The following is a 24,787-nucleotide window of genomic DNA, read 5'->3' as shown; positions in this document are numbered from 1 at the left end:
AAACGTCCGGCTGTTCCTATGTTTATCGCGTAGTTGTTTAGGCGCACGGCGCGGTGTAACCGCGCCATTGCTTGTGACAGTTGCGTAAGTCCTGAAGCAAAATAGATTCTGGTCGTCCTAAAACCCTTGTAAATACTGAATTGTCTAGTTTTCGGGGAATTGGTTCTATCTAATTTGGGGAATTCCGATTTTGAGTTACAGTAAGCTTTTTGGACATGCATCGCAAATAACGGACTACCATAATGCGATCGCGCTGTGCCAGTTGCGTAAGTTATGTAAATTATTATACATATATTTTATTTTAAATAGCTACACATACTTTCAATTCATTATTTAGTAATATTTTCAACAGTTTCCAGGTTCCATCAGTTAGTTTTACACTTCAAATATTGACAATCATTCTCGTAAGGAGAATTGCTGATTCCTCTTGCCTTCAAAAATGAGCGAACGTACAGTCATAGCGCAGCATTTTGTTAAGGTAAAGCTTCATGTATTCTGGGTTAGCTGTGGAGAAGGCTGAGGATGAGTAGCCATAATGCAGAAAATTGCCATCACTAGAGCTGTAGCACTGATGGCATATAAAGGTAAATAAGAATCGGTATGACTAATTAACAGCGTCATGCAGAATCCACCAGAGGCTTGAGTGAGGGCAAATGAAAATGTCATAGCACTCCATGCACCGCGATGTTGCTTGGCTCCAACTAGTTCTAGAGCGTACATTGAGATTAAAGTCACAATTCCTGGTGTGAACATTCCTACCAAGAATGCCGAAAAATGTAACACCCACAAATTTGTTGTTACTAAAGGTAAAGCTACACCTAATGCTTTCAAGGTAAAACAGACTAATAAACAGCGTCGGAATCCACAGCCATCGCCTATTATACCAGTTAATAAGGGGCCAAGAGCTGCACCAATGCCAAATAATGACCAAGATAAACCACCCACCGCCAAAGAAAATCCTAACTCTCGCACCATAAAGTCCACCCAAAATAAGGTGTGGGGCAAAAAACCAATGGCGTTAAATGCGTAAGCTATCAATAAATACCACATACTCTGATTGCGCCAAAAGCTGATTCCTCCATCTGCGTAGGCGTAGCCCGCCGCAGGCATCGCTGTATGATTTACAGGAGTGGATGCAACAGCAATATCTCCCCAAGTCTTCCATGTGATGAGAGTTAACACACCACAAGTGATTCCCATTGCCAACCAAGCAAAAATAATGTGAATATTCACTAGCTCCGGAATCAGCCAGCCAGCTAAAGCCGCACCGAGTCCAATACCTGAAAAAATCACACCAGCAACACGTCCCCATTGAGGGGCGGGGACGTGCGGTAAAATCATTGGTGCAGCTAAAACCATCAAAATTGCACCACCAAAACCCGCCAAAAATCTCCAACTATAGAACCAGAGAAAACTCATGTGAGGAAATGAACAAGCAAGGTAACTCACAGAACATAACACCATCCCAAATCGCATCAAAATCTGATTACTGATTGTTTTGATGACACGTTGAATGCATATCGGTCCGACCAAATAACCGATTAAGGTAGCTACACCTAATTGCGCTGCTTCTTCCTTAGAGAACCATTTAGCTTGAATCAGTGCGGGCATCAAAGTAATATATGCAAATCGCCCAATTCCATTACCTGTAAAGGTAGCAGCTAACCCAGCCAGCCAAAAACTGGGTTTATTTGCTGTCATAAACCTTCTCCGGTTGCTGATTCTGAATGGGAGCAGATTCAGCGTTAATTTGATTTACCAAGGATTGCACAACTCGATCTGCATCAAGTAAGGCAGTTGAGTTAACAAAAGGTCTTGGTAAAATAAAGGTGTAAAACTTAGGACCTTCGATAGGTGTTCCTAGTGCCCAAATGTTTTTGTAAACATGATTTTCTTTGCTAATCATATTAAAATCCTGTGAAATATCTAAACCGTTGGGATGAAATTGATTATTAAAAAATGGGCGAGCAAAACCGTCAGCTATCATCTGTTGTAGCAAGAGATTTGAGCTTTGTTGTGGGCTAGGTATATCAATGCGTGACCTAATCAAAACTTCAGCTTCTAGAGTTTCAAATTTTCCTTGAATTACAAATAAATTGCTAGTTTTATCAAATTCCCATTCAGGTTGAGGACCAAGATCCATTTTTAAAATGCCGGCTTTTTGTAATGCCAACATTTCCTCTATTCTGATTTTTGGTGGACCTACTGCTAAACGATTCATCGTCGGTATAAATGCGGTCATCAGCCAGCGATGGCTGCTTTCTGTCAGCCCAGCAAAATCAATAGCATATCTGAGATTGTCCCTAACATCCCTTAAAATATCACAGGCAGCTTTTAAAGGATTTAATACATTACCTTCATTGGCATTGACAACATCTGTATATAAATAATTATTGAGCCATTGTTTAAATTGAGCTTTTGATTCTAAAGCCGTTAATGGGATGGGATTTGCCAGATTGTCCCAATAAAACTGATGTTGTGGGGGAATATAATCAAAAATCAAAGATTTACGTTCATTGGCTGGAACAGTTAAATAGGCATTAGCAAATATATTAGCTGCTATGTAGCTATGATATTTTTGGATATAAGTTTTGCTATAAACAAACTCCATATCATTTAATAATAATGGGAGAATCTGCTTGGCAAAATCTAATTTTTGATATTTATTTTTTAATTCATTAATTGCTTGTCGTGTCAAAAAATTAGCTTTATATTGTTCTCGGACTTCTTTTTGATTACTGGCTCTTGCAGATAGTGGTAATCCCGAACGAGAAAAGGCGATGATTTTTGGTTCTGTTTGTGATGGTTGATAGCAAAGAACTCCTTGTTGATTGCGGCTGAATTTTCCTCCCCGACCGATGGTAAGCATAGATAAAACATCGCATGTTGATAATCCCATTCCTTCTAGTGCTACGGTTTCATGAGATTCAATACCTGATGTAGATATGTGGAGAGGATAAGCAGAGAATAGACGAGAGTTTGCGGCATCTTTTCTTAAGATTTCATGTTCATGCCCCGTAGTTAAAAAAACATAATTTTGGTAGGATGTTTCACCAGTTTCTGTCTTAATATACCATGTTTTGAGGGAGGGAGTAGCAGAAATCACCCGATGTGAAACAGGTTTAATATTTACTGTATCTGGTGCGAGACTGCACAAATAACGAAAGCTCCATTCTAGGTATTCACCTAATAGCTTTCGGGGATAATAGCTATTGGGGTCGTGTAATGAAGAGGTATGGTCACAAAGCCATTCATAAAAAGAAGGTCCATGCAAAATTAATCCAGAACCTTGTACTGTGTGGTCGGCAAAAATAGTTATTTGACTTGCAATAGTATTAACTAATAAATGCTCTGCTTGGTCGGACAAATGACAACCTGCACCAAAAGGATTGGGGTCAAAAATAGTAATGTTTACGTTAATTTCAGGTGCAAATTTTTTGGCTCTCGCAAAGGCAACAATCCGCTCCAGAATGCTCAAACCTCTTGCACCTGCACCAATAACTGCAATGTCAACAGTTTTTGGTCCGATCCATTTACTAACGTCAATTATTAAATTATTTGGTTGATTTAAAGATTCTTCCATAATTTTGCTTTGGAAATCAAAAAATATTGCCAAATTCCCCTCACAATTAGCACGCGATCGCAGCAACTGTTAGGAACCTGTGAACAATATTTTCTTGAGCGTGAAAGTAATAGGTTTGAAACAATGTCCTAAATATTATAGTTGCTAAAAATTTGAATTTAGACTAGGGTAAGCACACTTAAAATCTAGAAATAATAAAATAGTAAATTAGGTATTTTCCCCATATAATAATTGCAGCTATCAAGTTATAGATATAGATATAGGACTTATGCAAGTGTCATATACTATTCACATTTTCTATCAATAAATAGTCCAAGAAACTCTAATTTTGACCATAGACTGTTGACTATGGATGATCTGGGAGAGGATTGATTATGCTAATTGCGTAAGTCCTGGATCGTTAGTTTTCCCTCTTGACTGGGAATAATTTAATTAGACAAGTTTTAAGGAAGTAATACAATGTCAAATTTGACGATTGAGCAACTGAAGCAAAGTGATGTACCTGTGATCGTCGCTGATAGCGAAGGAATTGTGGTAGATATAAACATTCACTTTGTCAATGTTTTTGGTTGGACTGCTGAAGAAATCATTGGTCAACCATTGACGGTAATTCTCCCACCGTTTTTTCAGGACTCCCATAATTTAGGATTTGCGCGGTTTTCTGCGACTGGACAAGCCACAGTCCTGAATCATCCTTTAAATTTGACGGCTGTTACCAAAGATCATCGAGAAATTGAATCAGAACACTTTATCATTGCAGAGAAGCAAGAGGAAGGCTGGCTTTTTGCTGCAAGATTACGTCCCCTGGCAATATCTTAAGCTGATGCGCGTCTAGATTGTACATTTTGTCATTGAATGACAAATGACAACCTCATGAGTAAATATACAAACTTTTATGTGTAACAGCTTAGGTTCGTAAGGATTAAATTTACCAGATGTCTGACTCAGATTCCCAACTTAAACAACTTCGTTCAACCCTGAGCAAAATGGAAATTGCTCTGAGTAGTGTTGAGGAATGTATTGTTTGGACAGATCGTCAGGGTAGAATTAAGTGGTGTAATGCTGCTCTGGAACGTTTGTTTGGACAGACTCGCTTGTTGCTTCTGGGAAAATCATTACCAGAAAAATTACCTTTATTACTGAATGGACAAGTGGTTTTTGGTTACACTCATCCTGTGGCGATCGCTCTAGAAACCAGAAAAAGTGGCAAACAATGTTATGAGTATTATAAATCCAGTCAATATCTGTTTTTAGAAATTGCTTGGTCGTATGTCGAAATCGCCAATAACCTTACACAGACAGATGACTCGGTGAGTTCAGTTTTAGTTTTACGAGATGTCACTCACCAAAGGGAAGCAGAACGCAGACTCCAAGAAGTTAACGAAGTCTTAGAACAACAGGTAGCTCAACGCACTCAAGAATTGCAAGCAGCTAATGCCCATTTACAACTAGAAGCAGCACAATTGCAAAACTTACTCAATGAACTTCATCATACCCAAGCTCAATTGATTCAAGCAGAAAAAATGTCTGGGTTAGGACAATTAGTAGCAGGGATTGCTCATGAAATCAATAACCCGATTAACTTTGTTTATGCTAACTTGATTTATGTAAAAGAATATGTATCTAATCTATTGGATATCGTGCAACTATATCAAAAGCACTACCCTAACCCGGTATTGGAAATTAAGAAAGCAGCGAATAAAATAGACTTGGAATTTTTGCAAGCAGATTTTCCTCACCTCGTGAATTCGATGGAAATGGGTACTGAGCGAATTGCCCAGATTGTGATGTCACTTCGTAATTTTTCACGCATGAATGAAGCGGAAATCAAGGCAGTTGATATCCATGAAGGTATTGATAGCAGCTTGCTAATTCTGCAACATCAATTGAGAGCCACATCGCAATATTCAGAAATCAAGGTAATCCGAGATTATGGTAACGTGCCATTTGTAGAGTGTTATGCTGGACAACTTAACCAAGTTTTCATGAATATTCTGGCAAATGCAATTGATGCGATCAACACTAAACGAACTTATCAAGAAATTAATGATTACCCCAGCAAAATCACGATTCGGACATCTGTGATTGACTCACAATGGGTAGAAGTTGCGATTGCAGACAATGGTATTGGAATTCCCGAAGCAATTCAATCACATATCTTTAATCCATTCTTCACAACAAAACCTGTCGGTAAGGGAACAGGAATGGGAATGGCTATCAGTTACAAAATTATTACCGAAAATCATGGCGGTAAGCTAACCTGTTTTTCAATGCCAGGAATGGCGACGGAATTTGTGATTCAAATTCCTGTCCAGCAGCAGGATTAGCGCGTCTCAAACCCTATTGACAAGGGAATTTGTTTTAATTTCTTCAATTTTTGGAGGTAGTGATTTTTGTTGGGAGCTAGGAACTATTTTAGAAGCAAGTAACTCCACAAATGCCCTAGCACGACCAAACCGTAAACTATGGGCAGTTCCAGTCAGCCAAATGGGTGGACTCTACCAAGAGCAGCAGTGGGCTGGACTGCAAACGGTGGTGATGATCGTGACTAGTACCTCACCTTTGGAACAAAACCACCCAGGAGGTGCAGTTTTACCTGACCTCTTTGCCCTGTGATGCCCAACGCATCGGTCGAGCCATTCGATTGCACTGGGGCTGGGGCATTGAAAATCAACTCCATTGGGTGCTGGATGTGACTTTTTCCGAAGATGCTTCCCGCATTTCTTAAATGACTAAATTGTGGCTTTCCTCGCGGCTTGGATTGTAAATTTCCTTCAACTTTTTGTTGTTTTACAAGCTTTTGCACTAAACTCTTTGAGACGGAAAATATGTTAGCTACTTTCCTGATTGAGATGTTTTTCTGAAGATGTGCTGCAACTATTTTTTCTCGAAGATCGACAGAGTAGGACTTCATTTAAAAATATTTATATTTTAATCTAGTGTACCTCATAATAGACTTTAATATTATCTGACTAAAGTCACACACCCTTATGGCTGACCTTGTGGAAACTGCTATCAGCGCGGGAAACTTCAATACCCTGGTGAAAGCTGCTGAAGCTGCAAATCTCATAGAAATTTTGAAAAGCCCTGGTTCTTTCACGCTATTTGCACCAACTGACGAAGCCTTTGCCAACCTCCCAGAGGGAACCTTAGAATCGCTACTACAAGATATCCCTAAGCTCCAGAAAATTGTCGCATATCATGTTGCTAGTGGGGATGTTAGGTCTGATGATTTGGTACAGATTAATGAGGCACAGACGCTTGAAGGGTCAATTGTCGCCATTGAATCTGCCAACGGTAAATTTAAGGTAAATAACGCTAATGTCATCAAAACAGACATTTTGACAGACAATGGCGTGATCCACGTTATTGATGCGGTGTTGATGCCTGCAATGGTTGCGGGGAAATAAGGGCATTGGGCAAAACAGGGCTGAGGTAGGAGGTAGGAGTTAGGAGTTGGGAGTTAAGAGTTAGGAGTTAGGAGTTAGGAGTTTTTACTCTTCCCCTGCTCCCCCTGCTCCCTCATCCCCCTCATCTCCCCACTCCCTACTCCCCACTCGCCATTGCCAGAATGCACCCACTACGTGCGGGAACAGTCAATGACAACTGCTGAGTTTCTCCTTGACTATTCCACTCAAATTCAGCAGTACCATATAACAGCTTGTTGGGTTGAGTCCGTAAACTGACGATATCTGCATTGGCTGTTGCCGAACTTGTGCCAGCGTTGACGGCAATTATTAATTCCTCTGTTCCTAAAGTCCGCGCAAAGATATAAATTTGTCCTTGAGCATGGAGGACTTGGTAATCACCTGTACGCAAGGCTGGGTATGTGTGGCGCAGGGCAATTAATTGACGATGAGTGTTGAAAATTTCTTGATTCCAGTTACTCTCTAAAGGAAAGCCACGACGTGAGTCTGGATCTATTGCACCAGGTAAACCAACTTCATCACCATAGTAAATGCTGGGCGCACCGGGAAAGGTGAGTAGCAGTAAAGTTGACAATTCTATACTACCTATATCACCGCCTGCAATGCTCATCAATCGGGCTGTATCGTGACTTGCTAACAAATTGAGTTGAGTTAGCTGAATTTCCCAAGGGTAAAGTTGCAGTACTTCTTGAATTTTGGTGGCGTACTCGGTGGCAAATAAGGGTGGGTAGGGTTGATAGTCGCGGCTTTGGACTTGTTCTAAGACTACGCGATCGCCTGCTGCAAAAGCAATTGTCGGCCCAGCAAATAGATAATTCATCACGCCGTCAAATTGGGTTCCATCCAACCACGCGCGAGAATCTCCCCAGACTTCGCCGACAATGTAAGCTTCAGGATTGACTGCCTTGACGCGATCGCGGAATTCCTGCCAAAATCCAGGAGTTTTTATTTCAAATGGTACATCTAATCGCCAACCATCAATGCCGAATTTTATCCAATATTCGGCAATTTCCATAATGTATTCCCGCACTTCTGGATTATCATGGTTAAATTCTGGCAAAGCCCGATTTCCCACCCAACCGCCGTAGTTTGCCGGGAGTTCACCATTGTATGGTGAAAGCGGCCAGCCTTCTATTTTGAACCAATTTACCCAAGGCGAATGAGGGCCATTCTCCAAAACGTCGTGGAAGAAGAAAAAACCACGGCTGGAATGATTAAACACCCCATCCAAAACAACTTTGATATTCCGTTGATGGGCTGCATCTAGCAATTCCTTAAAAGCTTCGTTGCCTCCCAGCATTGGGTCAACTTGATAATAATCGTGGGTATGATAGCGATGATTGCTGGCGGATTGAAAAATCGGTGTAAAGTAAATCGCGTTAATTCCCAAATCCTGGATGTAGTCTAAACCCTCGATGATGCCCCATAAGTCGCCGCCTTTATAACCCTGGAGTGTTGGCATAGAGTCCCAATCTTCCCAACGGGCTTCTTGCAATAACCGTTTGCGCGGCTGTTTACTTCTGGCAAAGCGATCTGGGAAGATTTGGTAGAAAACTGCGTGCTTTACCCAGTCTGGTGTTTGAATTTGCATGGATAACTTTTTGTAGCTTCAGAAGCGATCGTTGCAAATCTTAGCTTCTTTATGGCTCTTACTTATGATAGAGAATCTGTCATTTGCCAGTAGTCATTAGAGATTTAGTCTCTATCCTGCTACTTTATACGCAAATGTTATCATTCTTAACTATTTTGACTAGAAACTAGAATTTATTTGAGTTTTTAACAGAAATCGCACATACGGCTGCTCAAAGCTGTCTCACGAGCCACAAAAAATAACTATCAGGGAGACAGAATTGAAGAATATGAGTTATGAATTAGCAATTATTGTCTTAGGAAAAGGTTACTGCCTCCTAAGCTTAATTGATGTTATCTCTGAAAAAAAATAGATAACAATAGTCGCATCAAATAATCAAGGCGAAAAAACTACGTTATAGAACGACTGTTCCCTCTCAAATCACTATTTTGTTAGCAGTAAATAAATTTAGCTTGAGGTAAAAATGAGGCACGAAAAACTTTCTCCCGGATTACTTTTGGCATTTCGAGACTATCAAAATGAAGGAGATCAAGCTTTAGTTACACACAAGCGATCGCTTGGCATCATTGCCCACAAAAGCCCAGTCAAGCCCACTAAAAGCGTCGTTTTTATCTACTGCGACCATGATGCAGACTTAAGTTATCTATCACAATATAATATTGAAGTCAATCAAAACTCAGGAAGTGTGCGAACGGCTTTCTTACCGATAGAAAATTTAGATGTTTTATCTGAAGAAGATTTAATTCAGCGAATTAAGCCATCACGCAAACTTCATTTGAAGATGGACACTGCAATGGGAACAGTTAAATTACCGGAGTTCCAGAACCGAACCGGATTGAGTGGTAAAGGAGTAATTATCGGCATTATAGACAGTGGCATTGATCCGAAACACCCCGCCTTTGCTGGACGAATTTTACACATTTGGGATCAAACACTGCCAGGCCCCGGAGTCACAGAGGGCGGCTATGGGGCCCAATTGACGGGAGCGCAACTGACAATTTCTCAGGATACTGGCGGTCATGGTACTCACGTTGCGGGAATTGCCGCCGGTGCAGATGCTAGCTATGGCGGTATCGCACCAGAAGCAAAATTGGTTATCGTCAGGTCAGATTTACAGGATGCCCACATTGCTGATGCTGTGCGTTACATTTTCCGAGTTGCTAGAGAATTGGGATGCCCAGCAGTGGTAAATCTCAGCTTGGGCGGACACGCTGATGCCCATGATGGTAGTGATTCCTTATCAAAGGTCATTGATGCCGAAACTGGCCCTGGAAGAATTGTTTGCTGTGCGGCGGGTAACGAAGGAAACTATAACATTCATGGTCAAGCGACCATACCCAGTGGACGCACTCGCGGTATACGCTTTAATGTTCCTTTGAATCAAATACCCATAGTTTGGTTAAACGGTTGGTATTCCAAAGACGGCGAATTAGAAGTTTCTGTGCGGAGTCCTAACGGTTTTGTCACCCCTTTCCAAAAAATAATTACTCAGGGTAATGCCGCACAAGATTATCAGTTACCAGATGCACGGGTGCAATTAGCGACACCAGCGCCAGACCAAGCCAACGGCGACCATAATTTCTTTGTGCAAATACGCGGTATTGACCCCTCGCCAATCATGGGAGGTATTTGGCAACTGCGAGTCCGCAATGTTTCCTCAGCTGACACACGTTTAGACGTATGGACACTAGATGACAGTTCGTCAGTGTTTTTCACAGGTAAAAGTGTCAAGGATGCAGTAAAAATTGGTTCGCCAGGAGCCGCCAGCAGTGCAATTACAGTTGCCGCTTATACTACTAAAACCAAGTACATAGATATTGATAACCAAGTGCGAGAAATGGGGTTAGAATTGCATACTATTTCGGAATTCAGTAGTGAAGGGCCTCTACGGAATAATGGACAAAAGCCGGATGTAGCAGCACCAGGAGCGATGATTATTTCGACGCTTTCCGCCGATGCAAATTTTGACCGCTCATCGATGATTAATTCCAAGTTTGTGGTGCAGGCTGGTACGAGTATGGCAACACCGTTTGTTAGTGGATTAGTGGCACTGCTATTGCAGCGCGATCCTAAACTCGATCCGGCTGCGGTGAAAGACTTGCTACGTAAAAATAGTACCATTCCTGGAAAACCCACAGGCACATTTGATGATAAATGGGGTTATGGAGTGATTAACACTTTAAATCTGTAATTAGACTGAGAAAGATGAATATTATTTCTGTACAAGGGTAGGCAAGAAAAACCTATAAATTTGATAAGTTAAGGTAGACAATTTCTGTCTACCCTTTTTAGTAAGGAGTTGCTGATGAATTATCAAAAACTAGATGCCGCTCTTGCTACAGCGCTGAATGAGCTTGAAAATTCACAAGAAACTAGTTTGGCTGTTTTCATCCATACGGAACCAATTTTAAATTCTGCTGCAACTGCTGTTTTAGAAAGTTTTGGTGTCAGTGGTGTTAGCAGTGGCAAAGATATTTTTACAGCAACACTCTCACCAAATGCCATTTCCCAGTTGTCAGAGCAACCTTGGGTGAAATATTTGAAGCGATCGCACCAATTAGGTTTGGTTAATAGGAGATTAAATAATTCGTAATAGAGCCTCCGGCACGCTCCGCGGTTTTCATGCCCAAAGGGCTGTACGTAATTCGTAATTCGTAATTCATAAATTTTGTTTTGCAATGAAGAGTGCTGTTGTGGAGACAGTTTCCGACTCGCATTACTTCGGGGGATTTTAACCCCAACGCAAAACTTGTCGCTTGTTAGAAGCGAGGGACTCAGACCCCTCAAAAATGTTAAATATAGGGAAGTAGGGTGTTTCATCAGCATTGCCTAACCCTACAATCTGCGGATAATTTTTTGCTGTTACTGTGAATCAGGTTTTGGGTGACATACTCCACACACTCCTATCGACGGTGAGTCTGGGCTTCTCAACGACTCTTCTATGAAGACATTGATTGAGCTTTGAGGGCGTGTGTCCCACGCGCCTTTATGTTTATAGAGGCATTTAGATCCCTGCACAAACTGATATTGCAGTTAGGGCAATTGTGCATTCTTTGGGATAACGGTTTTTTGACCTTTTGCCCACAGCTAGAACATTCTTGCGAAGTACCGTTTGGATTTATAGCAACTACTTTTAGCCCAGCGTTTTCGGCTTTGACTATCAGTATTGAAATAAATTGACCCCAACCAGCATCGTTTACACTTTTAGCAAGTCGTGACTTAGCTAGTCCTTTGATATTCAGTTTTTCTACTGCGATAACATCATACTTTTTGAGTAAGCCATTAGCAGTCTTGAAATGAAAATCTTTGCGAGTTAAGCCAACTTTTTTATGTTGCTTACCCAATTTTTGAATAGCTTTCTTGCGTCTGTTAGAACCCTTTTTTCTACGAGATACACGACGTTGTGCTGATTTTAGCTTACGTTCAGTTTTACGCAAAAACCTTGGTGCTGCTATCCTGTCGTCATCGGAAGTAACAATAAAATCTATTAGTCCGACATCAATTCCAATAATATTGTTAGCGTCAAAATCAGGCTTGATTGTTGGAACTGTCTTATCTTCTAAACTCAAAGTAACATAGTAGCCACCTGCCTTTTTGGTGACAGATACAGTTTTTATATCAAACCCGTCTGGTATTGGACGATGAACAATTATTTTGAGTGTGCCTATTTTTGACAGTGTTATTTTATCGTTGCTAAAATGCTCCTTTTTGAATTGTGGATAAGTGAAAGTCTTGTAAGGATAGCCAATAGACACCCATGATGAAAAATAAAAGACTAAGCCTAAGAATTAGCGAAAGAAGACTGTTAGTGTTGCAAACTTATGCTGCAAACAAAGACAAAACTATTACATCTCTAGTTGAAGACTGGATAGATTCACTCAACTAAAGAATTAGTTCGTTCGTCATCGACCAACGATCTTAATTGAACTGCGTTCAATGTCGCCTGTTGGTCAATTCCTCACTCACTCGCATTCATCACAACACTGAATTGGGTGCAATTTCAGTGTGAGACTTCTGCTGTTTTAGTTAAACAAACTCTTGGCAAGATTAATTATACAGAAATCCTATAGTATTATATTGGATAGTTAAATCCTAAATAAGCTATTGTAGATGTATTATTAATTACTTTTAGTTGGATGGTCTGAGAATTATCAAGTGATTGTTTGCAATGCCAGAGCAGGTCATACTTAAGATATCAAGTAGCATTTGGTACTTAAAATCGGTTTTTGGATTAACAGGCAGCACTATCCATTACCAGTAGCATTCTGTAAAATTCATCCCAAAGAATCAGATGAACCCCCTTACCTGTGGTGGCAGACAGTCCTAAACTGAATATGAGAGTTGAAAGGCAGTCGGGAGAAATTTTATTGTGAAAAAAGTTTTATCAATCATTCTTGGTGGTGGCGCGGGTACTCGGCTTTACCCACTAACCAAACTCCGTGCTAAACCAGCAGTACCAGTAGCAGGGAAATACCGCCTAATCGATATCCCTGTCAGTAACTGCATCAATTCCGAAATATTCAAAATCTACGTCCTGACACAATTCAACTCAGCTTCCCTGAATCGTCATATCGCCCGTACCTACAACTTTACTGGGTTCAATGAGGGGTTTGTGGAAGTGCTAGCGGCACAACAAACACCAGAAAACCCTAACTGGTTCCAAGGTACAGCCGATGCTGTCCGTCAGTATCTGTGGTTAATGGAAGAATGGGATGTAGATGAATATTTAATCCTCTCAGGCGATCACCTCTACCGGATGGATTATCGTGAGTTTATCCAGCGCCATAGGGAAACGGGGGCTGATATTACTCTCTCAGTCATCCCGATAGATGAACGCCGCGCCTCAGATTTTGGCTTGATGAAAATTGACGATTCTGGTAGAGTCATCGATTTTAGCGAAAAACCGAAAGGTGAAGCTTTAATCCAAATGCGCGTTGATACAAGCGTACTAGGTTTATCAAAAGAACAAGCCCAGCAACAGCCTTACATCGCCTCAATGGGGATTTATGTCTTTAAAAAAGAGGTTTTGTTCAAGTTGTTGAAAGAAGGTATAGAAAGGACTGATTTCGGTAAAGAAATTATTCCTGATGCTTCTAAAGATTACAACGTTCAAGCTTACCTTTTTGATGATTACTGGGAAGATATTGGAACAATTGAGGCATTCTATCATGCGAATTTAGCTCTGACTCAGCAGCCCCAGCCACCTTTTAGTTTCTATGATGAAAAAGCACCAATTTATACTCGCGCTCGTTACTTACCTCCGAGTAAACTATTAGATTGCCAGATCACAGAATCAATTATCGGCGAAGGTTGCATTTTGAAGAATTGCCGCATTCAACATTCAGTTTTAGGAGTGCGATCGCGGATTGAATCTGGCTGTCTGATCGAAGAATCTTTGCTCATGGGTGCAGATTTTTACCAAGCTTCTGTAGAACGCAAATCCAACGTAGAACAAGGTGACATTCCTGTAGGTATTGGTGCTGACTCGATTATTCGCGGTGCGATCGTCGATAAAAATGCCAGTATCGGTCACGATGTGAAAATTATCAATAAAGATAACGTGCAAGAAGCTGACCGCGAAAGTCAAGGTTTCTATATCCGCAGTGGCATCGTTGTTGTGCTGAAAAATGCTGTAATTACCGATGGAACGATTATTTAATAGTTAGGAGTTAGGAGTTAGGAGTTAGGAGTTAGGAGTTAGGAGTTAGGAGTTAGGAGGTTGGAGTTAGGAGGTTGGAGTTAGGAGGTTGGAGGTTGGAGTTAGGAGTTAGGAGTTAGGAGGTTGGAGGTTGGAGTTCGGAGTTTGGAGGTTGGAGTTTGGAGTTAATGACTAAAAATTATGATTATTCCTCACTGTTGACTTTTAATTCTTCACTTCTAACTTCTCATTCCTCACTCTTTTTGCTGATTGGCCTTCCAGGTAGCGGGAAGTCTACTTTGGCAAAAGAATTACTCACAGAATGCCCCCAGATGCTACTGATTTCTACGGATGGCATTCGGGGGCAACTGTTTGGTTCTCAAGCTATTCAGGGGCCGTGGCTGATGATTTGGGAAGAAGTAGAACGGCAATTTCAGCAAGCTATTTGTACTAAGAATACAGCTATTTTTGATGCTACTAATGCCCAACGCCGCCATCGCCGTAAAGTCATTGCTTTAGCCCATGACTTGGGTTTTACCCACATTACCGGAATTTGGGTGGATACGCCAGTGTGGCTGTGTATAGCACGTAATAAAAGGCGATCGCGCCAGGTTCCTGAAGAAATTATCTTGCGGATGCACCGTCAACTCCGAGATGCTCCGCCAAGTCTGGAAGAGGGACTAGACAGGCTGATCCGCTTATCAGAAAAATCCGAGTACGGAAATTGCGATCGCTTGTTGAGCGAGAACCACACTTGAATTTCTATATTCTTTGTTAATTTAAAGTCAGATTCTATTTGCTTGAGACTATACCGGGCAAACTAACATCTCTTATCTTAAAAAAACATAACAGGAATTTCTATAGGAGGCTGGTAGATAGATGGCTGCAACCGACTTCAAAGACTATTACGCAATTTTGGGAGTTAGTAAGACTGCCACTCAAGACGAGATTAAGCAAGCCTTTCGTAAACTAGCCCGCAAATATCATCCTGATGTCAATCCAAATAACAAACAGGCAGAAGCACGCTTTAAAGAAGTTAGCGAAGCCTACGAAGTTGTGTCAGATGTAGATAAACGCAAAAAATACGACCAATTCGGTCAATATTGGAAACAAGCTGGTGAAGGTTTCCCATCTGGCGGCGCTGGTGTTGATATGGGTGGTTTTGACTTCAGTCAATACGGAAATTTTGATGAGTTCATTAATGAGTTGCTAGGACGTTTTGGTGGTGCTACCCCTCGCGGTGGGCGACAAAGTTACTCACAACAAACTAATAATTACTCAAATTACTCACAAAATTATTCTTACCGCAGTTCTACAGGTGCGACGAGTGGTTTTAGCGGCAACTTTAACGATTATGGGTTTGGTGATGCAGGTACGGGTACTTCCCAGGATAGTGAAGCTGCGATCGCTCTAACTTTTGCTGAAGCATTTAACGGTGTGCAAAAGCGCTTCAGTTTAGGTAACGAAACAATTGATGTTCGTATCCCATCTGGCGCTAAACCTGGTAGTCGTCTGCGCGTGAGGGGCAAAGGTCAAATCAACCCGATGACTCAACAACGAGGGGATTTATACTTAAAAGTCGAATTTCAGCCGCACTCCTTCTTCCAAATGGAAGGCGATAACTTGGTGTGCGAAGTGCCAATCACACCAGATGAAGCTACTCTGGGAGCGTCTATTGATGTACCCACTCCCGATGGTTTAGTTAATGTCAAGCTACCAGCAGGAGTGCGTTCTGGTCAATCCCTGCGTTTACGTGGCAAAGGTTGGCCCCTCCCTAAAGGTGGACGTGGCGATCAGCTGGTAAAGGTGGCGATCGCACCACCAAAAGACCTCAGCCAGCAAGAGCGGGAATATTATGAAAAAATCCGGGCTATACGTACTTATAATCCCCGCAGTCATTTACAGCAAGTCAAGCTGTGAAAATTTCGCATTTTAGAGACGCGAAACTGGACTTCGTTTTGCTACGCTAACGCGTCTCTACATTGATTAGGTTGGTTATTTCGCCATTCTCGCCAGCACGATGGACTTCATCGCTTCCATTGCCTCTGGTGTAGCCTGGGTAGCTTGCCACGTTGTTCGTGCTACTAAGCGATCGCACCAAGCATTCAGCTTTGGATAATCACTTAAAGAAATGCCTATTTCCGGCAGCAATACTACTACAGTTCCAGCGACAACCTCAGCGAGAGTGAGGTTTTGACTACCAAAGTAAGGGCGATCGTCAAGTAAACTCTCAAAAAGCTTCAGCACTGTAGTAATTTTTTGCTGTGCTTTTTCAATTTTTTCTGGATCTCCTCCAGGCAAGCCGAGATACTGAGGTAAAAAGGTGTTGGTTGCTGGCAAAAGCTCATTTATAGTTACCAGTTCTACCATGCGGGCGATCGCTAAATCTTTGGCATCTTTAGGCAACATCGCAGGTGTGGGATATTTTGCCTCTAAATAGTCCAGAATTGCCAAAGATTCCACTACATTAAAGCCGTCATCTACCAAAGCCGGAATGTGATGGAAGGGACTAATTGCCAAAAACTCTGGTTTAAACTGCTCCCCATCCAGTTTTATATCTACTAATTCAAACTCAAGTCCTTTTTCCAGCAGAGTAATCCAGACACGGCGAGAGTTGGGAGAAATCGACGAATGATAAAGGGTCAGCACCATAAAAGCTCACAATTTTATGAGTAGGGTGGGCATTGCCATTTACACATTACACTCAATTGAATTGTTCTAACAATGTTTCAACACTAGCATTGTGATCCAAAAAAGAAAACAAATGCCAGTAGTGGAGTTTTCCTTCTTTATCTAATACGAATTGGGCTGGTAAAGGCGCTCCCAGTGCTTGTCCTACTTGATAGTTACGAAAAACTCGGCAACTAGGATCGCTCAATAACGGCATTTGTAAGCCTAAATCCCTCACAACTCTTTGACTCTGCCGTTCATCGGTACTAGTAATCATTAAAACTTCTATACCGCGATTCTTAAACTGCTCATAGTTTTCCTTTAAAGCTTTGATGTGAGGAAAACAAAAGGGGCAATATTGTTTTTCAGTAAAGATGCGAGTAAAGGCGAGTAATACTGGTTGTTTGCCTTTATAATCAGACAATTTTACTAATGTTCCGTTGGTAATATCAGGAAGTTGAAAATCTGGCGTTCCTACTCCCAACCTGAGTTTATTTGTCGCTGGAACTGGTAAAAAATTGCGGAAGAATCGCTCATTTAATAACCCACTAAAATCAGTTGAAGTCAGCATAATACCATTTTGGATTTTGGATTGTCAAAGAATGATTTAGTAATCGTTTTTTGGCATTTTATCTGTCATAACCATTGTTAAGATTGGTCTATTTTTAACAATGATTATTTGAATAAGTAAGTGGGTCAAATTAAATATCAAACCTCACCCTGCTTCCGGCTTCCCTCTCCTTAATAAGGAGAGGGATTGAGGGTGAGGTTTGATCTTATATTTAATTACGCCTACCTACTTACCATTTTATTAAAAAACCACAGATAGATACCGAGGTTGACACTGTTTAATGTGTATCTCTGTTTATCTGTGGTTTTCGTCGTTGATTTTAGTTTCAACTCCAACAGGATGGATTAAATCCTAGCTAGCGAAATTTAGACAGCAGAGAAGTAGACTTTAGACTTCACTGGGTCAGGATTCATTGTCTTGTCACCAGGTTGCCAACCAGCTGGGCAAACTTCGTCGGGGTGAGACTGAACATACTGAATTGCTTGCAGTGTCCGCAGGGTTTCATCAACGCTGCGACCAAAAGCTAGATTGTTGATGGTGGCGTGCTGTATGATACCATCTTTATCTATGAGGAACAAACCACGCAAGGCAATGCCAGCTGCTGGATCGAGAACATTGTAAGCGGCGCTAATCTCTTTTTTGATGTCAGAGACTAGAGGATAATTCAGGTCGCCGACGCCACCAGACTTACGATCTGTTTGAATCCAAGCGAGGTGGGAGAATTCACTATCAACAGAAGCCCCAAGGACTTCAGTATTGATTTTCTTAAATTCTTCGTAGCGATCGCTAAATGCTGTGATTTCAGTGGGACAAACAAAGGTAAAGTCTAATGGGTAGAAAAACAGGACGACATACTTACCGCGATAATCGGAAAGTTTGATTGTCTTAAATTCCTGGTCTACCACAGCCGTTGCTGTGAAATCGGGAGCTTGTTGACCAACGCGGAGGCTTCCTTCGGTTCCGTAAGTAAGGGACATTAACCTAATTCTCCTTTATCGGTTTAGTAGCGTTAGAATTCGGGTCAAGTAAAACTCACCCATCCACGCTCTCACAGTTTAATTACGATCTGTTACGACTATATCATACTCATAACGATTTTGAGTAGCAAATGCTTGATTTAGATACAAGAGAATGGTTGCTTACTAATGGCTTAGGAAGTTTTGCCAGTGGTACAGTTTCGGATGTCCGCACGCGCACTTATCACGGTTGGCTGTTTGCCGCGACAAATCCTCCTAGCGATCGCACCCTACTGTTGTCGCACCTAGAAGCTAGCTTGGAAGTATTAGGGAGCGTTGTCGCACTGGGGACAAATTTTTGGGGTAACGGTCAGATTGAGCCGACGGGCTACGAACTGCTACGCTGTTTTGATATTAACCCAGTTCCCAAATGGATTTGGGGTCAAGATAACTGGCAGTTAACCAGACAATTGGTGATGCCTTATGGTTGGGAAGGGAGTAGGGAAGAGAATGATACTTCCCACTCCCAGTTTTGCCATCGAACTTTGATCCAATATCGTTATGAGGGAAGTGATACAGCGATTTTACGGCTGCGACTGCTGATAGCAGAACGTGACTTTCACCACCAGCAAACTGCTAATCCAGGATTACAGTTCTCACAATTGCTTGGGCAACAGCAAATCTGTCTGCAAGCAAAAGATTTTGGGAATTTCGGTATCCCTTGGCACTTGCGCTGGACACAAGGAAGATATCAAACAGATGCAGTTTGGTATTGGCATTATGGATTGCCTGAGGAGAGAAAACGGGGATTAGGCGACAAGGAAGACCTCTACAGTCCTGGTTACTTGATAGTCACACTGCAACCAGGAGATACACTTACTCTAGAAGCACGAGTAGGTTTACCGGACTCGATGGCAGGTGTTCTTACCCCCGAAACCTTTACAGAAGCCGTGAAGGCAGAGCAAGAAAGGCTCTCACAGATTTTTGGATGGAAAGAGGGAGGCAGAAAAGCAGAAAAGCAGGGGAGCAGGGGAGCAGGGGAGCAGGGGAATAATTACGAATCTCAAATGCCCAATGCCCAATCTACAATCTGGCAACAACTACTCAAAGCAAGCGATCAGTTTATCGTTTATCGAGCCTCAATTCCAGGCCCTACAGTAATTGCTGGTTATCACTGGTTTAATGACTGGGGACGCAACACATTAATCGCTTTACCAGGGTTAGCACTTATTCCAGAGCGCTTTGACTTAGCAAAAGGAGTATTGCGGACTTTTGGGCATTATTGTCGCCACGGTTTGATTCCTAATGTATTTTCTGATGCCAATGGCGAACCAATTTATAACAGTATTGATGCGGCGTTGTGGTGGATTGAAACTTTAGGACTTTATTTAGAAGCTACCCAAGACTGGGAATTTTTGGCGGAGCAATTCCCCTTAGTACAGCAAATCTACAAAGCATTTGTCGGTAGTACACATTTCAATATCCAGATCGATGCTACCGATGGGCTAGTTAGTTGGGATGCTCCTGGTGTAGCCCTTACCTGGATGGATGTGGTAATTGGAGTATACCCCGTCACTCCCCGTTACGGTAAGCCAGTAGAAATCAATGCACTGTGGTATTCTGCTTTATGTTGGCTGAGTCAGTGGGCAGAACGATTGAGCCTGCTTGAGTATGGTGAGCAGACGCGTCTGGTTAAGCAAGCACAGCGTTATGCTCAACAAGCAGAACATGTGAAAACCTCGCTGCAAAAGTTCTGGAATCCTCAACTAGGTTATCTGTACGATACTATTGAGCCGGACGATCGCCGGAATTTTCAAGTTCGTCCCAATGCCGTTTTAGCACTGTCGCTGCACCATTGCGGCTTTTCTGAACAACAAGGGTGTCAAATACTAGATTTGGCAACTGTCAGCTTGCTTACCCCCTATGGCCTTCGCAGTCTCGATCCAGGAGATCCCGAATACAAAGGGAGATATGAGGGGAACCAAGAGCAACGCGATCGCGCCTATCACCAAGGTACTGTTTGGGCTTGGCTAATTGGGCCATATATTCGGGCTTGGCAACGTTTTTATCCACAGCGATCGCTGCGTTTTGATTGGCAACCTCTGCTAGATCACTTTCTATTTGACGCTTGTCTTGGTTCTATTTCTGAGATTTTTGATGGCGATGCACCTCACAAACCTAGAGGAGCGATCGCTCAAGCTTGGTCAGTTGCCGAAGTCATCCGCCACATTAAATAGTGCTGAATATAAGAGATAGCTATACCTCACCACTCACTCTTTGTAAATTTTAATGTAAATTTTTATTCCAAAAGTGTAACAAAAAGCTGAATTTGTAGTTTATTTTGATGAAAATTTTTCAGCGATAAAGTATTTAGTTGTTCAAGTAAGATAGCACCATCCAAAGATGGTTTTGATCCCAAAATCTATGTTTGCTGACTTTTGTATATAATTTTCAAAACCTACGCAGTATTAGCTCACATCTTAATTATCAAGAACATGAATCTACCAATCAACTCATGAGCGAGGAACGAGAAAGAGCCGATAATGATTCCCCGTGGAAAGAAATCCTAGAAGCTTACTTCCCACAAGCAATGCAATTTTTCTTTCCGCAAACAGCAGCACTAATTAATTGGGAACGTCCCCACGAGTTTCTTGATAAGGAGTTTCAACAAATAGCCCGAGAAGCAGAACTTGGTAGAAGATATGCAGATAAATTGGTCAAAGTCTGGCAAATTCAAGGAGAGGAAATTTGGCTGTTGATTCATGTCGAAATTCAGGCAAAATCGGAAGATAATTTTGCTCAAAGGATGTTTTCCTACAACCTGCGAATTTTTGACAAATTTGCTAAACCAGCCATTAGCCTAGCAATTTTGTGCGATGCTGACTTGACTTGGAGACCAAATCAATACAGTTATAATTATCCTGATTGTGGTTTGCATTTTAGATTTGGAACCGTCAAACTGCTCGATTATCAAAATCGATGGACAGAGTTAGAAAATAGCGATAATCCCTTTGCGACGGTGGTAATGGCACATTTAAAAACCCAACAAACTACTAAACAGTTGGGAGAAAGAAAAACGTGGAAATTTAGTTTAATTCGGCGATTGTATGAACAAGGGCTGCAAGAAAAGGATATTCGTAACCTCTATCGTTTTATCGATTGGGTTATGATTTTACCAAAAGGATTAGAAGCAGAATTTTGGCAGGAGTTTAAACAATTCGAGCAGGAGCGTACCATGAGTTACATTACCACAGGCGAGCGCATTGGCTACGAGCGAGGTAAGGAAGAAGGACAACAGGAACAAGCACAAACACTTGTACTACGACAGCTACAAAAACGGGTAGGAGAGTTACCACAACAAATTCGAGAACAGATTCAGGGTCTTTCTCTAGAACAATTGGAAGCACTGGGCGAGGCTTTGTTAGATTTTAGTGCGATCGCTGATTTGCTCAACTGGCTACAAACTCATCAAACACTTAGTGCTGAGTCGTAAGTATTAGAGGTTAAAGTTACTCTATCTTAACTCTACTTATCGCTCACTACTTATAACTTTTAAAGTGGCTCAGGTTGGAATTGAACCAACGACCTCAGGCTTATGAGTCCCGCGCTCTAACCAACTGAGCTACTGAGCCATATATCTTCAAATCACCTACTAGTATAGCATACAAATTTGCTCAAGACTAGAATTTTTGCAAATTTCTTACAGCTTTTATCCCTGTTGAGGCAATAGAAAGCAAAAGAGGGAGTTTACCTCCCTCAACTAACAAGGCAATGATTTAATTACAGATAGCCTGTTTTACACGCGTTGGGGTAGGAAGGCTATTGGGTTAACAGCTTCTTTACCTCCTGGATGAATTTCAAAGTGGCTGTGTGGCCCAGTGCTGTGACCAGTACTACCCATTAAAGCAATTGTTTCTCCTTGATGCACCTGCTGACCAGGTTGTACCAGAATTTTGCTGTTATGAGCATAACGAGTCGTGCTGCCATCAGGATGGCGGATTTCAACGAGGTTGCCGTAGCCACCGTTGTTCCAGCCAGCTTTTTGTATCGTCCCCTCAGCTGAAGCAACAACTGGTGTGCCAGTGGAGTTAGCAATATCAATTCCCTTGTGCGGTCTTCCCCAACGCATACCAAAGCCAGAAGTGAGAGTGCCTTTTGCTGGCCAGGTGAAAGCTATGGTTGAGGAAGAAGATGGAGGAGGCGTTAGTTGGTCAATGGCTCTGGGGAGATATTGATCGACTGCTGCCAAAGGTGGTATTACCTGTGGAGAAACAGTCCTTCCCCGCATCATTCCTAAGGAGTCAGAAGCATTTACTCTTCCAGAAGGTGTTGCAACCTTTACGGCTACTGGGGTGTCAGAGGGAGTCCACTTACTAGCAGAACCTAGATTAGGCAAGAACTCTGGGTTTACTACCTCGCTAGGGCGTACAGAAGTACGGAATTGGGGCTTAATTGGCTGAACGCTATACTTACTCTGAATCGGTGTAGGAACTGGAATTTGGATTGCTACACTATTCGGTCGAGCCGCATTGGGTACAGTGAAATTATTGGGGGTGGAAATAGGAGTCAAAATCGCAGCATTATTAGTTTCGGTAGCTGCTGCTGACACAACTGAGTTCCCAGACTGTTGAGTGCGATATTTCTGCTGTAACCTTTGAATTTCGGCTTGTAAACTCCGCAAACGGTCATTATTGTTATTGTTTACCCTTGCTACCCTATTTGTTGGTGCTTTAAAGTGTTGCATTTCGGCAAAAGTTTGTGGCACTTGATTTTCACCACCGACGCCATAAGAAGAAACAGGAGTAGGGGCTGTTTTTAAGTCGGTTGCACTATTTGCCTGAATCTGAACAGTTACCGGTGTAGGGACGGTAATGTTAGTGTTGTCGGCAATATTTGGTGATTGTGAGCTAGGTAGATATGAGTTGGCACTACCAATATTTATAGGGGAGGTGGCAACATGAGGAGTTTTGCTGGACTCTACAAAAGTGGGCTTAATCGCTAGAGTGGAGTTACTTGCTAGAATGGGGTTAGTCGCTAGAGTGGGGTTAGTTGGTACAGTTGCCTCAATTTGAACAGCAGGAATAATTAGTTGTTGACTAATTTTCAGTTCATTTGGATTATTGAGGTTATTTGCCTTGACTAGTTCTGATACGGAAGTGTTATATCTGCTGGCGATCGCTGCTAGTGTATCTCCAGGCTTAACTTCGTAAGCTGTTCGAGTCGAGGAGGCAATAACTGTTGGTTTAGCTGGTGTTAGTGCAGTCGTTTGTGTCTTCTGTTTTAACTGTTTTAACTTCGATATCAAGTTGGCTTTGCTTGCATCGCCAGAAGTGTCCGACTGGGCTAATACAGTCTTCTCAACTACAGTCGTTGGCTGTGCCAACCCCATATCAGCTTGTGATAAATCTTTAGTCTCCCCAGACCGCAACTGTGCCAGACTATTTCTTAAACGGTTCGATTTTTCTTGTAAGCGATTCAGTGCGAACTCTTGTTGCGCCTTAAGTTGTGCATTTATTTCACTGTTGGCTGCGCCAGATATTGCCACTGTTTGTGGCTGGGCAGTTAGTGATGCTTTTGCAATACCAACACCATCAGCACTAGACTCAGACAGATTATTGACTGTTGGGAAACTAGTTTCAGCTAAGGTATTCTTTAATCCCTGCGCCACTTGGGGCTTCAGGTAGGTAGAATTTTTATAAACTGCTGTTCCTGGGGAAAACTTTTCTGATGCAGGAACTTGCAAAGACATTCCATTTGCCGCGACTTGCCATTTAGCTTCAAGCCCAGGCACTTGTGAGACTGCCGTTGGTTCCACGATAACAGGATTTTCCGGCACGCTCGCTGATGAGACTGCTTGGGACTCCAGCTTTGTGGAGGCGAATTTCACCTCAGTGTCAGCAACAGCAGGAATCGAAGAAAAAGCCTTCTGGCTACCTACAGGCACTGCTGCTTGGGCTTGATCGCTTTGTCGAGTCACCAAAAGGCTGGTTGCTCCCATAGAGATTGCCAAGCCAATCATGGCAGCTTTTGTCCGCACCCGGCGGTTAACTTTTGGATTTGTCACATTTAGCAGTTCTACCGGGGCATCATCGCTGCTGGGGTTATTGTTCAACACAGCTTTTACTCTCTTTTTCAATGCTCGTTTCAAAGACGACCTCCTTACGATCACTAGCGCTTAACTGACCTCGATTTTTCAGTTGGATACTAGTCAATGATTTAGATCACAACGAATCATAGATCGAGATCACATTCACCAGAGATGCTTACGCAAGATTAACCTGCTTCTCTGATTAAAACAAGTTCACACGTATTAGCAAAACTTAAATTTTGCTGTGTTTACTTGTCCGAAC

At 42.1% G+C, this 24,787-nt stretch carries 18 protein-coding genes, 1 tRNA gene and 2 pseudogenes; 11 read left to right on the top strand and 10 right to left on the bottom strand.

The genetic code is table 11. From position 1 onward, the window contains the following. The 3 genes from V7K73_RS07045 to V7K73_RS07035 all read right to left on the bottom strand — a co-directional run. Nucleotides 1–221: hypothetical protein (locus V7K73_RS07045; protein WP_334878428.1), on the bottom strand; the 221-nt coding region annotated here is incomplete at its 3' end. Between the two features lie 265 nt (nt 222–486). Continuing rightward, complete coding sequence (locus V7K73_RS07040; RefSeq protein ID WP_334878426.1) at nt 487–1,701, bottom strand: YbfB/YjiJ family MFS transporter; 1,215 nt, start codon at nt 1,699–1,701, stop codon at nt 487–489. Further along, nucleotides 1,688–3,583, bottom strand: a complete 1,896-nt coding sequence (locus V7K73_RS07035) for an FAD/NAD(P)-binding protein (protein WP_334878424.1) — start codon at nt 3,581–3,583, stop codon at nt 1,688–1,690. The genes V7K73_RS07040 and V7K73_RS07035 overlap by 14 nt, the downstream gene beginning before the upstream one ends. Before the next feature lie 459 nt (nt 3,584–4,042). Here V7K73_RS07035 and V7K73_RS07030 point away from each other — a divergent pair, with 459 nt between their 5' ends. The 4 genes and pseudogenes from V7K73_RS07030 to V7K73_RS07015 all read left to right on the top strand — a co-directional run bounded on the left by V7K73_RS07030 (nt 4,043) and on the right by V7K73_RS07015 (nt 6,993). After that, complete coding sequence (locus tag V7K73_RS07030; protein ID WP_334878423.1) at nt 4,043–4,402, top strand: PAS domain S-box protein; 360 nt, start codon at nt 4,043–4,045, stop codon at nt 4,400–4,402. A gap of 116 nt (nt 4,403–4,518) precedes the next feature. Further along, nucleotides 4,519–5,910 carry a PAS domain-containing sensor histidine kinase gene (locus V7K73_RS07025; RefSeq protein WP_334878421.1) on the top strand — a complete coding sequence of 464 codons (1,392 nt, stop codon included), beginning with the start codon at nt 4,519–4,521 and terminating at the stop codon, nt 5,908–5,910. A 130-nt stretch (nt 5,911–6,040) separates the two neighbouring features. Further along, nucleotides 6,041–6,305, top strand: a pseudogene (locus tag V7K73_RS07020) (ISAs1 family transposase); the annotation flags it as partial. A 268-nt stretch (nt 6,306–6,573) separates the two neighbouring features. Next, nucleotides 6,574–6,993, top strand: coding sequence for a fasciclin domain-containing protein (locus V7K73_RS07015; RefSeq protein ID WP_334878420.1), 420 nt, complete (start codon nt 6,574–6,576; stop codon nt 6,991–6,993). Nucleotides 6,994–7,129: 136 nt separating this feature from the next. Here the strand turns inward: V7K73_RS07015 and V7K73_RS07010 are convergent, their stop codons facing one another. Beyond that, the gene (locus V7K73_RS07010) at nt 7,130–8,602 is read right to left on the bottom strand and encodes a glycoside hydrolase family 13 protein (RefSeq protein WP_334878419.1); all 1,473 of its coding nucleotides are present in this window, start codon (nt 8,600–8,602) and stop codon (nt 7,130–7,132) included. Nucleotides 8,603–9,065: 463 nt separating this feature from the next. Between V7K73_RS07010 and V7K73_RS07005 the strand changes: the two genes are divergently transcribed. Together V7K73_RS07005 and V7K73_RS07000 are read left to right on the top strand one after the other, a co-directional pair. Continuing rightward, nucleotides 9,066–10,793 (top strand): S8 family serine peptidase, encoded by a 1,728-nt coding sequence (locus tag V7K73_RS07005; RefSeq protein WP_334878417.1) that lies wholly within the window; start codon nt 9,066–9,068, stop codon nt 10,791–10,793. A 114-nt stretch (nt 10,794–10,907) separates the two neighbouring features. Then, nucleotides 10,908–11,195: a hypothetical protein gene (locus tag V7K73_RS07000; protein WP_334878416.1), complete on the top strand. Its 288-nt coding sequence runs from the start codon at nt 10,908–10,910 to the stop codon at nt 11,193–11,195. A 346-nt stretch (nt 11,196–11,541) separates the two neighbouring features. On the opposite strand, the pseudogene V7K73_RS06995 reads toward V7K73_RS07000, so the two are convergent. Beyond that, nucleotides 11,542–12,339: pseudogene (locus tag V7K73_RS06995) on the bottom strand (RNA-guided endonuclease InsQ/TnpB family protein); the annotation flags it as partial. 632 nt (nt 12,340–12,971) lie between these two features. Between V7K73_RS06995 and V7K73_RS06990 the strand changes: the two are divergent. From V7K73_RS06990 to V7K73_RS06980, 3 genes are all read left to right on the top strand, one after another. Beyond that, complete coding sequence (locus V7K73_RS06990; RefSeq protein WP_334878414.1) at nt 12,972–14,261, top strand: glucose-1-phosphate adenylyltransferase; 1,290 nt, start codon at nt 12,972–12,974, stop codon at nt 14,259–14,261. A gap of 167 nt (nt 14,262–14,428) precedes the next feature. Continuing rightward, complete coding sequence (locus tag V7K73_RS06985; protein ID WP_334878412.1) at nt 14,429–14,998, top strand: AAA family ATPase; 570 nt, start codon at nt 14,429–14,431, stop codon at nt 14,996–14,998. A 121-nt stretch (nt 14,999–15,119) separates the two neighbouring features. Further along, nucleotides 15,120–16,160, top strand: a complete 1,041-nt coding sequence (locus V7K73_RS06980) for a DnaJ C-terminal domain-containing protein (RefSeq protein WP_334878410.1) — start codon at nt 15,120–15,122, stop codon at nt 16,158–16,160. Between the two features lie 75 nt (nt 16,161–16,235). Here the strand turns inward: V7K73_RS06980 and V7K73_RS06975 are convergent, their stop codons facing one another. From V7K73_RS06975 to V7K73_RS06965, 3 genes are all read right to left on the bottom strand, one after another. Beyond that, complete coding sequence (locus V7K73_RS06975; protein WP_334878430.1) at nt 16,236–16,889, bottom strand: glutathione S-transferase family protein; 654 nt, start codon at nt 16,887–16,889, stop codon at nt 16,236–16,238. Between the two features lie 55 nt (nt 16,890–16,944). Beyond that, a complete protein-coding gene (locus V7K73_RS06970) occupies nt 16,945–17,481 on the bottom strand; it encodes a peroxiredoxin family protein (protein WP_334878408.1) in 537 nt (178 codons plus the stop codon). Between the two features lie 365 nt (nt 17,482–17,846). Continuing rightward, the gene (locus V7K73_RS06965; RefSeq protein WP_012412312.1) at nt 17,847–18,458 is read right to left on the bottom strand and encodes a peroxiredoxin; all 612 of its coding nucleotides are present in this window, start codon (nt 18,456–18,458) and stop codon (nt 17,847–17,849) included. Between the two features lie 131 nt (nt 18,459–18,589). Between V7K73_RS06965 and V7K73_RS06960 the strand changes: the two genes are divergently transcribed. Next, complete coding sequence (locus tag V7K73_RS06960) at nt 18,590–20,674, top strand: amylo-alpha-1,6-glucosidase (protein WP_334878406.1); 2,085 nt, start codon at nt 18,590–18,592, stop codon at nt 20,672–20,674. 278 nt (nt 20,675–20,952) lie between these two features. Further along, nucleotides 20,953–21,930, top strand: a complete 978-nt coding sequence (locus V7K73_RS06955; RefSeq protein WP_334878404.1) for a DUF4351 domain-containing protein — start codon at nt 20,953–20,955, stop codon at nt 21,928–21,930. Between the two features lie 65 nt (nt 21,931–21,995). On the opposite strand, the gene V7K73_RS06950 is transcribed toward V7K73_RS06955, so the two are convergent. Both V7K73_RS06950 and V7K73_RS06945 read right to left on the bottom strand, forming a co-directional pair. Continuing rightward, nucleotides 21,996–22,069, bottom strand: a tRNA-Met gene (locus V7K73_RS06950). 164 nt (nt 22,070–22,233) lie between these two features. Beyond that, on the bottom strand, nt 22,234–24,552 hold the full coding sequence (locus V7K73_RS06945; protein WP_334878403.1) for a peptidoglycan DD-metalloendopeptidase family protein: 2,319 nt from the start codon (nt 24,550–24,552) through the stop codon (nt 22,234–22,236). Between the last annotated feature and the right edge of the window lie 235 nt (nt 24,553–24,787).

Source organism: Nostoc sp. (genome assembly GCF_036916975.1).
In the GTDB taxonomy this organism is placed as follows: domain Bacteria; phylum Cyanobacteriota; class Cyanobacteriia; order Cyanobacteriales; family Nostocaceae; genus Nostoc.
This window is presented reverse-complemented; position numbering and strand designations above follow the sequence as displayed.

Excerpts from the sequence above, each read along its gene's own strand:
- V7K73_RS07040 (WP_334878426.1), bottom strand. The coding sequence starts at position 1,701 with ATGACAGCAAATAAACCCAGTTTTTGGCTGGCTGGGTTAGCTGCTACC.
- V7K73_RS07035 (WP_334878424.1), bottom strand. The coding sequence starts at position 3,583 with ATGGAAGAATCTTTAAATCAACCAAATAATTTAATAATTGACGTTAGT.
- V7K73_RS07030 (WP_334878423.1), top strand. The coding sequence starts at position 4,043 with ATGTCAAATTTGACGATTGAGCAACTGAAGCAAAGTGATGTACCTGTG.
- V7K73_RS07025 (WP_334878421.1), top strand. The coding sequence starts at position 4,519 with ATGTCTGACTCAGATTCCCAACTTAAACAACTTCGTTCAACCCTGAGC.
- V7K73_RS07015 (WP_334878420.1), top strand. The coding sequence starts at position 6,574 with ATGGCTGACCTTGTGGAAACTGCTATCAGCGCGGGAAACTTCAATACC.
- V7K73_RS07010 (WP_334878419.1), bottom strand. The coding sequence starts at position 8,602 with ATGCAAATTCAAACACCAGACTGGGTAAAGCACGCAGTTTTCTACCAA.
- V7K73_RS07005 (WP_334878417.1), top strand. The coding sequence starts at position 9,066 with ATGAGGCACGAAAAACTTTCTCCCGGATTACTTTTGGCATTTCGAGAC.
- V7K73_RS07000 (WP_334878416.1), top strand. The coding sequence starts at position 10,908 with ATGAATTATCAAAAACTAGATGCCGCTCTTGCTACAGCGCTGAATGAG.
- V7K73_RS06985 (WP_334878412.1), top strand. The coding sequence starts at position 14,429 with ATGACTAAAAATTATGATTATTCCTCACTGTTGACTTTTAATTCTTCA.
- V7K73_RS06980 (WP_334878410.1), top strand. The coding sequence starts at position 15,120 with ATGGCTGCAACCGACTTCAAAGACTATTACGCAATTTTGGGAGTTAGT.
- V7K73_RS06970 (WP_334878408.1), bottom strand. The coding sequence starts at position 17,481 with ATGCTGACTTCAACTGATTTTAGTGGGTTATTAAATGAGCGATTCTTC.
- V7K73_RS06965 (WP_012412312.1), bottom strand. The coding sequence starts at position 18,458 with ATGTCCCTTACTTACGGAACCGAAGGAAGCCTCCGCGTTGGTCAACAA.
- V7K73_RS06960 (WP_334878406.1), top strand. The coding sequence starts at position 18,590 with ATGCTTGATTTAGATACAAGAGAATGGTTGCTTACTAATGGCTTAGGA.
- V7K73_RS06955 (WP_334878404.1), top strand. The coding sequence starts at position 20,953 with ATGAGCGAGGAACGAGAAAGAGCCGATAATGATTCCCCGTGGAAAGAA.